A 12139-nucleotide genomic window follows, 5' to 3' on the forward strand; every position below is an offset into this window, starting at 1 on the left:
CGGCGCGGATGCCGCTCAGGAACCCATCGGGATCGGATCGCGCCAGCCCTTCCTCGGCAAGGATGTTGCGGGGAAAATCACGCGCGTTGAGCGTCACGATCACCTCGGCAGAGCCGGCTACCGCCGCCGCCAGAACGTGCCGGTCGGCCGGGTCGGGCAACCACAGGCGACGCTCAAGCGCCTCGGGCACCGCAACCTCGGCGCGCGGCCAGCGGGTGCGCAGGATCGCCGCCTCGCCGCGCGCCTGCGCCTCGCCCGCCGGGCCCAGCTTGCGCGCCGCGCGCGCCCATTCCTCGATGATCCGCGCCGACCACAGCGGCGTGAACGCGCCCTGCGCGGCCACCCCCAGCAGCATCTCGCGCATCACCGTGGGGTAGATCACGCAGGTATCCAGAAGCACCTTCACAGCCGGTAGAACAGGGCCTTGAGGTAACCCGACTCGGCCAGTTGCGGCAGCAACGGGTGATCGGGGCCTGCCTGCCCGGTGTGGATCAGTTGCGCGCTCCGCCCGGCGCGCCCGATGCCACGGGTGCAGGCGGTGCGAAAACGGCCCATGTCGGCCGCGTGAGAGCACGAGCACAGCCCCACAAAGCCCCCCGGCGCCACCAGTGCCGCGGCCAGCCGTGCCACCCGCTCGTAGGCGCGCAGGCCCTTTTCCAGTGCCGATTTCGACGGCGCGAAGGCGGGCGGGTCGCAGATCACCACGTCGAATTGCCGGCCCTCTTCGGCCAGTGCGGCCATGGCTTCGAACGCATCGCCCCGGCGTACCGCGAAACGCTCTGCCACGCCGGTTTCCCCGGCCCCGGCGCGGGCCAGGTCGAGCGCCGGTTGCGCGCCGTCCACCGCCAGCACCTCGCCCGCCCCGGCGGCCAGCGCCGCCAGCCCGAAGCCGCCGACATGAGCAAACACATCCAGCACCCGCGCGCCTTGCGACAGCCGCGCGGCAAACGCATGGTTGGGGCGCTGGTCATAGAAAAGGCCGGTCTTCTGCCCGCCGGTCAGGTCGGCCATGTAGGTGGCGCCGTTCATCGGCACCGGCACCGGGGCGCCCGGCGCCTGCCCGCGCAGGGTGGCCGGGCTGTCGTCGAGCCCCTCCAGCGCCCGCGCGCGCCCGCCGGCGTTCTTGATCACCGTGTGCACCCCGGTCACCGAAACCAGCGCGTCTGCCAGCGCCTCCAGATGCGCCTCGGCCCAGGCCGCGTTGGGCTGGATCACCGCGCAATCGCCGAAACGGTCGATCACCACGCCGGGCAGGCCATCGGCCTCGGCATGGACCAGCCGGTAGAACGGCGCGGAATAAAGTCGCTCGCGCAGCGCCAGTGCCCGGCCTAGACGCGCGACGAACCAGTCGGCATCGACCCGCGCCGCCGGGTCGCTGTCGAGCACCCGGCAGATAATGCGCGAGACCGGGTTGACCGCCACCAGCGCCAGCGGCGCGCGATCGGCATCTTCCAGCACCGCCAGGCTGCCGGGCGTCAGCGCGCGGGTGCGCCTGTCGGTGACCAGTTCATTGTCATATACCCACGGAAAGCCATGCCGGATGGCTTGGGGCCTGGTCTTGGGGCGCAGGCGTACAACGGGCAATGAGGGCGGTGTCATACCGCCCTCTTACCCGCCGCTGGCCGTGTGGGGAAGCTCAGATTTCGTCGCCGATCTGATCGCCGGTTTCCAGCCCCGCCACCCGATCGGTAACCCCGCGAGGGGCCGAGCCGGGCGCGACCAGTTCCTGCCGGATCACGTTTTCAAGGTGCCGGGTGATGCGCACTTTCTGCGTCAGGCCATCGCGTTCGGCTGCCAGCGCCTTCGAGCCGCCATAGGCCTTGAGATCGGCCTTGACGGTGCGCGGCTCCATCAGCGGGGCACCGGTTTCGGGGTCGCGCAATGTCAACGTGAACTTGACCGAATGGACGCCGCCGATCGTGTAGCGGGTCTTTTCGGTCAGCGCGTGAAACCGCTGCAACTCGATCTCGACCACCGCCGCGCGCGACCCGTCGGCCTTTTCGGCCACACCGGCCATGGCCGCGTCGAGGATCGCCGCCACCTGTGCGTGCCGGTCGCCGATCGGGTCACCGCGCCAGACGATATCGCCGAACGGGTAATAGCTGTTTGCCTCCGAAACCCGCAGCTCGCGCGACACCTTGACCTGGTAGGATGCCACCGAAACCGCCCGGTCCTCCACCGCGGCGGCAGACAGTCCGGGTGCCTCGAGCGGCGCGTTGCGTGTTGCCGTTTCGATCGAAGCGCAGGCCGTCAGCCCCAGCCCCGCGCAAAGCGCAACGAGTGTGCGAAGATATGCCATGCTCAATCCTCCTTGGGCTATTGACCCTTTGTTGTTTGTCCCGAAAACTGCGCGACGATTGTGACGTGGTTGCGGCGGATACGGTTCAAATGCAGGGCATCTGCCCCGGCCTTCCGCGCGGCGCGGCCCGGCGTGCGGGGCTTGCGCCGTTACCGCTATCAGCTTATACCCTGAGCCACGCGAGGAGGCACGCCATGCAGATGAACGACACGATCCGGCGCGTGACCGAGCGGATCGCGCAGCGCAGCCGCGACAGTCGGCAGGGCTACATGGACAAGATGCGCCGCGCCGCCGAAGACGGGCCGCGCCGCGCGCACCTCAGTTGCGGCAACCAGGCCCATGCCTATGCCGCCGCCGGCCCCGACAAGGACAGGCTGGCCGGCACGCGGGCGCCCAACCTGGGCATCGTCACCGCCTATAACGACATGCTGTCGGCGCACCAGCCGTTCGAGCACTTTCCCGATCAGATCCGCGCCGCGGCGCGGGCAGCCGGGGCCACCGCGCAGGTCGCCGGCGGCGTTCCGGCGATGTGCGACGGGGTCACCCAGGGCCAGACGGGGATGGAGCTGTCGCTGTTCTCGCGCGACGTGATCGCGCTCTCGGCCGCCGTCGCGCTGTCGCACAACACCTTCGACGCGGCGCTTTACCTTGGCGTGTGCGACAAGATCGTGCCGGGACTGGTGATCGCCGCGGCCACGTTCGGCTATATCCCGGGCGTGTTCCTGCCCGCGGGTCCGATGACATCGGGCCTGCCCAATGACGAGAAATCGCGCGTGCGCCAGGAATTCGCCGCCGGGCGCGCCAGCCGCGACGCGTTGATGCGCGCCGAGATGGCCAGCTATCACGGCCCCGGCACCTGCACCTTCTACGGCACCGCGAATTCCAACCAGATGCTGATGGAGTTCATGGGCCTGCACCTGCCCGGCGCCTCGTTCGTCAACCCCGGCACACCGCTGCGCGACGCCCTGACCCGCGCCGGCACCGAAACCGCCCTGTCGATGACCGCGCTCGGCACGTCCTACCGGCCGGTCTGCGACATCCTCAATGAGCGCGCCTTCGTCAACGGTATCGTCGGGCTGATGGCGACCGGCGGCTCGACCAACCTGGTGATGCACCTGCCGGTGATGGCGCGCGCCGCCGGAATCGAACTGACACAAGACGACTTCGCCGACATCTCGGCGGTGACGCCGCTGATGGCGCGGGTCTACCCCAACGGGTTGGCGGACGTGAACCACTTCCACGCCGCCGGGGGCCTGGGCTACATGATCGCCGAGCTGCGCGCCGCGGGCCTCATGCATGACGACGTGACCACCGTCGCGGGCCGCGGCCTGGACGCCTACACGCAAGAGGCACAACTGGATGACGCCGGGCGGCTGTCCTACGTCGAAGGGCCGCGGCAAAGCCACAACGACCGCATCCTGCGCCCCGCCGCCGACCCGTTCCAGCCCAGCGGCGGGCTGCGGCGCCTTGCCGGCAACCTCGGCGATGGCATCATCAAGACCTCCGCCGTGGCCGAAGACCTGATGCAGATCGAGGCGCCGGCGCGCATCTTCCACGACCAGGACGCGGTCAAGGCCGCGTTCAAGGCCGGCGAGTTGGACCGCGACACCGTCGTCGTGGTCCGCTTCCAGGGACCGCAAGCCAACGGCATGCCCGAACTGCACGGCCTGACCCCGACGCTATCGGTGCTGCTCGACCGCGGGCACCGCGTGGCGCTGGTTACCGACGGGCGCATGTCGGGCGCCAGCGGCAAGGTGCCCGCGGCGATCCATGTCAGCCCCGAGGCCGGGGCCGGCGGCGCGCTGGCGCGGCTGCGCGACGGCGACGTGATCCGGCTCGACGCGCGCGCCGGCACGCTCGATACCCTGGCCGGCGACCTAGACGCCCGCACCCCCGCCGCGCCCGACCTGGCCGGCAACGGCACCGGCGTCGGGCGCGAACTGTTCGAGGTCTTTCGCAACAGCGTCGGCCCGGCCTCGACCGGCGCCGGGGTGGTGCGATGACAATCGTGTTTCTTCTGGCCGCAAATATCCCCGCCGGAGGCTCCCGCCATCGCCAACCGGTCCGGGGGTCGAGATGACCCAAACCGCCTCAGCCCGCATCGAGGCGCTGTGTCGCCGCGCGCCGGTGATTCCGGTGCTGGTGATCGAGCGCGCCGAGGACGCGGCGCCGCTGGCCCGCGCGCTGGTGGCCGGGGGCCTGCCGGTGCTGGAAGTCACGCTGCGCACCGACGCCGCGCTTGACGCCATCGCCGCCATGGCCGCCGTGCCTGGCGCCACGGTGGGCGCGGGCACGGTCCTGTCGCCCGATGACATGGCGCGCGCGCGCGCCGCCGGCGCCGCCTTCGCCGTCTCGCCGGGCCAGACCGGGGCGCTGCTCGACGCCGCCGATGCCAGCTCCGGCTTGCCGCTGCTGCCCGGCGCCGCCACCGCGACCGAGGCGATGGCGCTGCTGGAACGCGGCTACACGGTGCAGAAGTTCTTTCCCGCTGAACCCGCCGGCGGTGCGGCGATGCTCAAGGCGCTGGCCGCGCCATTGCCGCAGGTCCGGTTCTGCCCCACCGGCGGTATCGGGCTCGACAACGCGCCCGGCTACCTGGGCCTGCCCAACGTGGCCTGCGTGGGGGGCAGCTGGGTCGCGCCGCCGGGCCTCATCCATCGCGGCGAATGGGCCGCGATCGAGGCGCTGGCGGGACAGGCCGCCGCCCTGTCCCGCGGCTGACCAACCGGGCGGCTGCCCGTCAATCGCGCGAACGCGACCGCCAGCCACCGCGGCGGCGCGGCGGTGCCATCCGCGTTCTACCCTCGCGCAGCACCGCCGACATCGGGTGATCGGGGGCAGCCTCGGCATGGCGTGCGATCAGGGCGGCCAGCGCCGCTTGCGTGTCGGTGCCCTCGGGTAGGCTGAGCGCCCAGTCGAGGAAGACCGTCCGGCAATCGCTTTCGGTGATCCCGTCGATCCGGTAAGCCTCGCGGATCAGCGCCTTGGGGTCCAGCGCGTCGCCCTTCATCGGCTTTCCTCCTGCGCGCGCTCGGGCAGGGCGCGGTCGATGATGCGCGCCGCCTGCCCGCTTCGCGCCGCAAGTGCTGCGCTGAGCGCGTCGAGATCTTCGCAGTCCGTCTCGCGCAGCAGCATCGCCCGTCCTCCTTCGCCGATCGCCTCGGTGTCCAACGGCTTGTCGCTGAGCAGCCGCGACACCGATTGCACGGCCCAGCAAAGCCCGTATGCATCGCACAATGCTTCGCCGTCCGCGTCATCCAGCCATCCGCATGCGACAGCGCCGCGCAACCCGTCGAGCGTATCGCGCGAAAAACTGCCGTCCAGCAGGGCGCCGGCCTGTGCCACCAGTTCGATATCCTGCAACCGGCCAGGCCCGATCTTGGCATCCCATGGGCCCGCGGGCGACTTCGCCGCGCGGATGCGCGCGCGCATCGCCGCCGCCTCGGCCAGCACCTTGTCGCGGGGCCGATCCAGGCGCAGAACCGCGCTGCGCACCTCCTCGACATCGTCGGCCAGTGCGCCCTCGCCCGCGACGGCGCGCGCGCGCGTGAGCGCCAGGTGCTCCCACACCCAGGCCTGTGTCATCTGGTAGTCGCGGAAACTGTCCAGCGCGGTGGCGACCGGGCCCTGCGTGCCCGAGGGCCGCAGGCGCATGTCGACCTCGTAAAGCTTGCCCTCCGACATCGGCGCCGACAGCGCCGTGACCAGCGCCTTGGTCAGTCGCGCATAGTATTGCCGCGCGTCCAGCGGGCGCCGCCCATCGGATTTTTCGACGCCTCCCGCGTCGTAGATCAGTATCAGGTCCAGGTCCGAGCTTGCCGTCAGCCGGCTTGCCCCCAGCGACCCCATGCCCATGATCGCGGCCCCGCGCCCTGGCGGGGGACCGTGCCGGATGGCGAATTGCGCCGTGACCACCGGCCAGAGCGTCGCCAGAACCGCCCCGGCGAGATCGGCATATTGCCGCCCCGCCCGGCCCGCGTCGATGAGCCCGCGCAAGTGGTGTACGCCGATGCGGAAATGCCATTCGCGGGCCCAGCGACGCGCCGCGTCGAGCTTGCGCTCGTAATCCTCGACCGCGTCGAGGACCGCGCCCAGATCGTTGCGCAACTGCTCCTCCCCCGGCCAGGGTGCGAAAAAGTCGCCGCCGATCACCGCGTCGAATACCTCGGCATTGGCCGACAGGTGGCCCGCCAGCGCCGGCGAGGTGCCGACGATGTCGATCAGCAGGTCGATGAGCTGCGGGTTGGCCTCGAACAGCGAGAAGAGCTGCACCCCCGCCGGCAGCCGCGACAGGAACCCGTCAAGCGCCAGCAGCGCCTCGTCGGGCCGCGCGGTGCGCGTCAGCCGCGATAGCAGATCGGGCTTGAGCCGCTCGAATATCTCGACCGCGCGCGACGACCGCAAGGCCGGATAGCCGTACCAGCGCTCGATGATGGAGGTATCGAGATCGCCGGTCTCGGGGCCCGGCCGCGACGCGGCGCTTTCGGGGGCGAAGAAGCCCTCGATCATCTCGTGTACCTCTTGCAGGCGCGCCATGAGGTCGGATTCCAGGTCCGCCACCGGCTGGCCCATGAACGCCGCGAGGCGCGCGAAGCCCTCCCCGGTCGCGGGCAGGGCGTGCGTCTGGGCGTCACGCAGCATCTGCAGGCGGTGCTCGACCTCGCGATGCGCGCGGTAGTGACGGGTCAGCGCGTCGGCGACATCCTCCGGGATCCAGCCCTTTTGCGCCAGCACCTCCAGCCCTGCCTCGGTGCCGCGCACCCGCAGGTCGCGGTCGCGCCCGCCGGCGATGATCTGGCGGGTCTGGGTGAAGAACTCGATCTCGCGGATGCCGCCGCGGCCCAGCTTCATGTCGTGCTCGGGCAGCGTGATGGGCCCGCCCAGCCCCTTGTGCTCGCGGATGCGCAGCCGCATGTCGTGGGCGTCCTGGATGGCCGCGAAATCCAGGTGCTTGCGCCACACGAAGGGCTTGATCGTGTCCAGGAACCGCTCCCCCGCCGCGATGTCGCCCGCCGCCGGGCGCGCCTTGATGTAGGCGGCGCGCTCCCAGGTGCGGCCGAGGCTTTCGTAGTAGGCCTCGGCGCGGGCCATCGCCATGCACACGGGCGTCACCGACGGGTCGGGGCGCAGGCGCAGATCGGTGCGGAACACGTAGCCCTCGGCGGTCTGGTCCGACAGCATCGTCGCCATGCGCCGGGTCGCCCGGACTAGGCTGGCGCGCGCCTCGTCATAGGTGTCGCGTTCGAACCGGGTTTCGTCGAACAGGCAGATCAGGTCGATATCCGAGGAATAATTGAGCTCGAACGCCCCCATCTTGCCCATGGCCAGCGCCACGATGCCGCCAGCGGTCTCGGCATCTTCGGGCCCAGCCCCGGGCAGCTTGCCGCGCCTGATCTCGGCGCCCACCGTGGTGCGCAGCGCCAGCGCGACCGCCGTATCGGCAAAGCGGGTCAGCGTGCCGGTGACCGTTTCCAGCGGCCAGACGCCTCCCAGATCGGCCAGCGCCGTCAGCAGCGCGATGCGCCGCTTGGCCACGCGCAACTGGCTGGCCATCTTGTCGGGCGCCACCTCGGGCAGCGCCGCCAGCAGCGTCTCGACCGCCGCTTCGGGGTCGTCCAGCGCCTCGGCGAGCCAGTCGTGCTCGGCCTCGATGAGGCCCTTGAGGTAGGGGCTGCACCCCCCTGCCCCGTCGATCAGGTCGGCGACCTGCCCGCTCAGGTCGGGCAGGCAGGCGCGCGCCTCGGCGCCGCGCTCGGGCTCGAACGGGTCGGGGCAGCGGGTCATGCGCGATGCAAATGCCATGGCAGCGAGAATGCGGCGGGATCGAGAGCTGGTCAATGACCCAAAGGATTGGAATACTGGCGCAAATCGCGGGAGGAAAAGGGATGAGCAAGAGCCGCAGACGAGTCGAGCGCGCGCTGGAGGCCGCAGGCATGGAGACCGAGATCGTCGCGCTTGGCGAGGCGCGCACCGCCGAGCAGGCCGCCGCAGTGGCCGGTTGCGCGCTGGACCAGATAGCCAAGTCGATGATCCTGCGCGGCAGGGAAAGCGGCGCGGTGGTGCTTTTCCTGACCGCCGGCGGCAACCGCGTGGACGCGACCAAGGCCGGCGCGCTGGCGGGCGAGGCGCTGGACAGGGCCGACGCGGCCGAGGTGCGCGCACAGACGGGCTTTGCCATCGGCGGGGTGGCGCCGCTGGGGCACACGCAACCGATCCGCGCCTTCATCGACCCGCGTTTGCTGGAATTTCCCGAAGTGTGGGCCGCCGCGGGCACCCCGCACCACATCTTCCGCGTCGACCCGGCCGAGCTGGTGCGCGTGACCGGCGCGCAGATCGGCGATTTCACGCCGTGAGGCGGGCAATGTAAAAAATGTTCACATCACCCCTTGCAAGAACCGCGCGGGATGACGATCTTTGGGGATGTAAAAGGTCTTCACATACCTGTTCCAACGCTTCCAGCAAGGAGTTTCCCGATGACCGCCGCCACCACCACCACCTCGACCAACGGTTTTACCGGATGGGTCCACAGCGCCATTGCCTGGCTCGACGCACGCGGCAGGGCCGCGTGGATCACGCTCATGGTGCTGGGCTTCATCCTGTTCTGGCCCGTTGGCCTCGCCATTCTTTTCTACATGATCTGGAGCAGTCGCATGTCCGGTTCCGCCTGCCGCCGCCACTCTGCCCGCACCGCCCCGGTTGGACCGGGCCTCACCGGCAACGCCGCCTTCGACGCCTACAAGGCCGACACCCTGCGCCGGCTGGAAGAGGAACAGGCCCAGTTCGAGGGTTACCTCCAGCGCCTGCGCGAGGCCAAGGACAAGGCCGAATTCGACGCCTTCATGGAAGAGCGCCGCAAGGCCGCCGCCGCCACGACCGCGGCTGCCCCCGAGGACCAGCCCGACAGCTGACAGCGGCCCCCCGGCCGCGCCGCCCGCCCCCGCCGGTATCGCACCGGCGGGGCGCTTTTTTGTTCGCCGCCACCGATATCCGCGCTTGGCGCCCTGTCGCATCGTTGTTATCGTTCGGCGAAAACCCCTGATCGAGACACATGCGCCACACTCTTCCCGTCGCCCCGCAGTTCTATGTAACCGCGCCGCAGCCATGCCCCTACCTGCCGGGCCGCATGGAGCGCAAGCTGTTCACCGCGCTGCAAGGGGAAACTGCCGAGAGCCTGAACAACAGCCTGTCCAAACAGGGGTTCCGCCGCTCGCAGAACGTGCTCTATCGCCCGTCCTGCGCGGAATGTGCGGCTTGCATGTCGGCGCGCATCCGGGTCGAGGATTTCCGGCCCAGCCGCAGCCAGCGGCGCACATGGAATCGCCGCACCATAATCGCGCGCCGCGTGACCTCGCCCTGGGCCACGGAAGAACAGTACGACCTGTTTCGCCATTACCTCGCGGAGCGGCACGCCGATGGCGGCATGGCCGACATGGACGTGTTCGAATTCGCCGCGATGATCGAGGAAACCCCGGTACGCACCCGCGTCATCGAGTATTGCGATGCCGACAGCGGCGAACTGGTGGCGGTGTGCCTGACCGATATCCTCGATGACGGGGTCAGCATGGTCTATTCGTTCTACGCCCCCGACCGGCCGCGCGACAGCCTGGGCACCTACATCATCCTCGACCATATCCAGATCGCGCGCGAGACGGGCCTGCCGTTCGTCTATCTCGGCTACTGGGTGCCGGGCAGCGACAAGATGGGATACAAGGCGCGCTTTTCGGGGCTGGAAGTGCATCGCCGCGGCGCCTGGGAGCGGATGCGCGACCCGGCCGACTACAAGGCCGAGACGCATCCGCTGAGCACCGACCCGATCGCCGAGCAGGTCGCCAACATCTCGTTGCCGGGCAGCCGCCCCGCCAAGGGATAACGGGCCGTCCCGTCCTTCCATTCCGGTTCGATCACCACCCGTCGGCTTGGGGCGGGCGGGCAATGGCCCGTGCGAGCGCGCGGCGCCCGCGCCCCTGCGAAGGGCGCGGGCGCGGGCGCGCCACGCGCTGCTAGTTCGGGATCAGGTCGGGCACGATGGTGACGATGGCCGGGAAGTACCACAGGATGGCCAGCCCCAGAACCTGGATCAGCACGAACGGGGCAACACCGCGATAGATATGAGCGGTCGTCACCTCCTTGGGGGCCACCCCGCGCAGGTAGAACAGCGCGAACCCGAATGGCGGCGTCAGGAACGAGGTCTGCAGGTTCACCGCGATCATGATCGTCACCCAGCTTGGGTCGAAGGTGCCGCCATAGATCACCGGCCCGACGATCGGGATCACGATGTAGATGATTTCGAGGAAATCCAGCACGAAACCCAGCAAGAAGAGCACCAGCATCACGATCAGGAACACGCGGTATTCGCTGTCGAAGCTTTGCAGGAACTTCTGGATATAGTCCTCGCCCCCGAACGAGATCACCACCAGGTTCAGCATCTGCGACCCGATCAGGATGGTGAACACCATGCTCGTGACCTTCGCCGTCTCGCGCACGATCGGCTTGAGGATATGGGCGCGCAACAGCGTCCAGCAGGCGTAAAGCAACCCGAACAGCGTAAAGAGGTAGGCGCCATAAGCCACAATGAAGGCCAGCCAAGTTTCCACCGACACCGAGTCGTTGTTGATGCGCAGGTCGAAATTGATCCCAACCAGCAGCATGACGATCAGCGCGAAGGTGGCCCGGATGATGATCTTGCCAGACCGTTCCTCGTCGCGCAGCCGTCGGTAGGCCGCCAGCATCAGCGCCCCGGCGGCACCAAGCGCGGCTGCGGGCGTGGGGTTGGTGATTCCGCCCAGAATCGACCCCAGCACCGCCACGATCAGCACCAGCGGCGGAAACACGACGCGGATCAGTTCGTTGCGCGCCAGCCGCTCGACCGCGTACCGGCACCCGTAAACCGCGATCGCCACGGGAATCGCCAGCAGCAGCCAGCTCACCCCCGGGCTGGTAAGCGGCCCCATAAACGCGACATCGACGAGTATCATCAGCGCCACGCCGGCCAGCCCGATGGCAATCGGGCGCACATCGGCCGAGGGCGCCACGCCGCGCGCGGTGGTCAGGGTCAGCGCCAGCATCAGCGCCAGAACCGCAACGCCGGTGCCCACCGGCGCGGCGTTGGCGACGGCGGCGGCACCGGCGGCCTCCATCTCGGCCTCGGTGCGGCGCTGCATGCCCTCCTCGTCGGTCTGCGCGTCGATGCGGGCCTGCTCTTCCACCGCGGTATCCCATGCCTCCTGGCCGTGCAGATCGATCATCGAAGCCTTGCATTCATCGCCGACATTGGTGCGCAGGGACGCGGTCTCGCCCATGTCCGAGAAGCTGCTCACGGTGATGTCCTGCGACCCGATCATGCCGACCTGGCCCAGCATGACCGCCCCGCCGACCAGCGCCAGCGGCACGCCGAGGAACCACGTCAGCGCCTCGCCACGGGTAATCGGCTCGTGGTTGGCCACGCCCAGTTGCACCGCAGGTGCCTTGGTCGGGTTGAGCAGCGCATACCCGAACGCATAGGCGGCATAGAGCGCCGCGATCAGGATACCGGGCAGCAGCGCCGCCTGGAAAAGGGTGCCCACCGACACCACGGCCGGCTTGCCCAGGTAGGTCAGCGCGTCGCCGCACCCCGCCAGTTGGGCACGGTTTTCCTGCGCGGTGGAATACAGATCGCCCGCCAGCGTGCCCAGCAGAACGATCACGATGGACGGCGGAATGATCTGTCCAAGGGTGCCGGACGCCGCGATGACCCCGGTGGCCAGTTCGGGTGAATAGTTGTTGCGCAGCATGGTCGGCAGTGACAGCAGTCCCATGGTCACCACGGTGGCGCCGACAATCCCGGTGGAAGCGGCCAGGAAC

Annotated in this window: 11 protein-coding genes; 5 read left to right on the top strand and 6 right to left on the bottom strand. The window is 69.5% G+C overall.

Going from position 1 to position 12139, the window contains the following annotated elements:
* The 3 genes from Q0L89_RS03160 to Q0L89_RS03170 all read right to left on the bottom strand — a co-directional run.
* Window positions 1-406 (bottom strand): RSP_2648 family PIN domain-containing protein (locus tag Q0L89_RS03160; protein ID WP_296762488.1); only part of this gene is annotated, 406 nt, incomplete at its 3' end.
* Window positions 403-1599, bottom strand: coding sequence for an RSP_2647 family RNA methyltransferase (locus Q0L89_RS03165; RefSeq protein WP_296762489.1), 1197 nt, complete (start codon window positions 1597-1599; stop codon window positions 403-405). The genes Q0L89_RS03165 and Q0L89_RS03160, both read right to left, overlap by 4 nt.
* 37 nt (window positions 1600-1636) lie before the next feature.
* Window positions 1637-2299, bottom strand: a complete 663-nt coding sequence (locus tag Q0L89_RS03170; protein WP_296762490.1) for a DUF6778 family protein — start codon at window positions 2297-2299, stop codon at window positions 1637-1639.
* A gap of 194 nt (window positions 2300-2493) precedes the next feature.
* Here Q0L89_RS03170 and edd point away from each other — a divergent pair, with 194 nt between their 5' ends.
* Window positions 2494-4302: a phosphogluconate dehydratase gene (edd, locus tag Q0L89_RS03175; RefSeq protein ID WP_296762492.1), complete on the top strand. Its 1809-nt coding sequence runs from the start codon at window positions 2494-2496 to the stop codon at window positions 4300-4302.
* 73 nt (window positions 4303-4375) lie between these two features.
* Window positions 4376-5020, top strand: a complete 645-nt coding sequence (eda, locus tag Q0L89_RS03180; RefSeq protein WP_296762493.1) for a bifunctional 4-hydroxy-2-oxoglutarate aldolase/2-dehydro-3-deoxy-phosphogluconate aldolase — start codon at window positions 4376-4378, stop codon at window positions 5018-5020.
* A 19-nt stretch (window positions 5021-5039) separates the two neighbouring features.
* Here eda and Q0L89_RS03185 read toward each other — a convergent pair whose 3' ends face one another.
* Together Q0L89_RS03185 and Q0L89_RS03190 are read right to left on the bottom strand one after the other, a co-directional pair.
* Window positions 5040-5309, bottom strand: coding sequence for a hypothetical protein (locus tag Q0L89_RS03185; protein WP_296762494.1), 270 nt, complete (start codon window positions 5307-5309; stop codon window positions 5040-5042).
* Window positions 5306-8101: a glutamine-synthetase adenylyltransferase gene (locus tag Q0L89_RS03190; protein ID WP_296762495.1), complete on the bottom strand. Its 2796-nt coding sequence runs from the start codon at window positions 8099-8101 to the stop codon at window positions 5306-5308. Before Q0L89_RS03190 ends, Q0L89_RS03185 begins: the two co-directional genes overlap by 4 nt.
* An 83-nt stretch (window positions 8102-8184) precedes the next feature.
* On the opposite strand from Q0L89_RS03190, the gene Q0L89_RS03195 reads away from it, so the two are divergent.
* The 3 genes from Q0L89_RS03195 (at window position 8185) to Q0L89_RS03205 (ending at window position 10169) form a co-directional block, all read left to right on the top strand.
* Entirely contained in the window at window positions 8185-8652 is a 468-nt protein-coding gene (locus Q0L89_RS03195; RefSeq protein ID WP_296762496.1) for a YbaK/EbsC family protein, read from the top strand.
* A gap of 120 nt (window positions 8653-8772) precedes the next feature.
* Window positions 8773-9207, top strand: a complete 435-nt coding sequence (locus tag Q0L89_RS03200; protein ID WP_296762498.1) for a DUF2852 domain-containing protein — start codon at window positions 8773-8775, stop codon at window positions 9205-9207.
* A 140-nt stretch (window positions 9208-9347) separates the two neighbouring features.
* Entirely contained in the window at window positions 9348-10169 is an 822-nt protein-coding gene (locus Q0L89_RS03205; protein WP_296762500.1) for an arginyltransferase, read from the top strand.
* A 130-nt stretch (window positions 10170-10299) separates the two neighbouring features.
* Here Q0L89_RS03205 and Q0L89_RS03210 read toward each other — a convergent pair.
* The coding region (locus Q0L89_RS03210) for a TRAP transporter large permease subunit (protein ID WP_296762501.1) at window positions 10300-12139 on the bottom strand (1840 nt) is incomplete at its 5' end.

This window comes from Sediminimonas sp. (assembly GCF_024637375.1).
Lineage (GTDB): Bacteria > Pseudomonadota > Alphaproteobacteria > Rhodobacterales > Rhodobacteraceae > Sediminimonas.

Coding starts and splice junctions, on each gene's coding strand:
- Q0L89_RS03170 (WP_296762490.1), bottom strand. CDS start 2,299: ATGGCATATCTTCGCACACTCGTTGCGCTTTGCGCGGGGCTGGGGCTG.
- Q0L89_RS03185 (WP_296762494.1), bottom strand. CDS start 5,309: ATGAAGGGCGACGCGCTGGACCCCAAGGCGCTGATCCGCGAGGCTTAC.
- Q0L89_RS03190 (WP_296762495.1), bottom strand. CDS start 8,101: ATGGCATTTGCATCGCGCATGACCCGCTGCCCCGACCCGTTCGAGCCC.
- edd (WP_296762492.1), top strand. CDS start 2,494: ATGCAGATGAACGACACGATCCGGCGCGTGACCGAGCGGATCGCGCAG.
- Q0L89_RS03195 (WP_296762496.1), top strand. CDS start 8,185: ATGAGCAAGAGCCGCAGACGAGTCGAGCGCGCGCTGGAGGCCGCAGGC.
- eda (WP_296762493.1), top strand. CDS start 4,376: ATGACCCAAACCGCCTCAGCCCGCATCGAGGCGCTGTGTCGCCGCGCG.
- Q0L89_RS03200 (WP_296762498.1), top strand. CDS start 8,773: ATGACCGCCGCCACCACCACCACCTCGACCAACGGTTTTACCGGATGG.
- Q0L89_RS03165 (WP_296762489.1), bottom strand. CDS start 1,599: ATGACACCGCCCTCATTGCCCGTTGTACGCCTGCGCCCCAAGACCAGG.
- Q0L89_RS03205 (WP_296762500.1), top strand. CDS start 9,348: ATGCGCCACACTCTTCCCGTCGCCCCGCAGTTCTATGTAACCGCGCCG.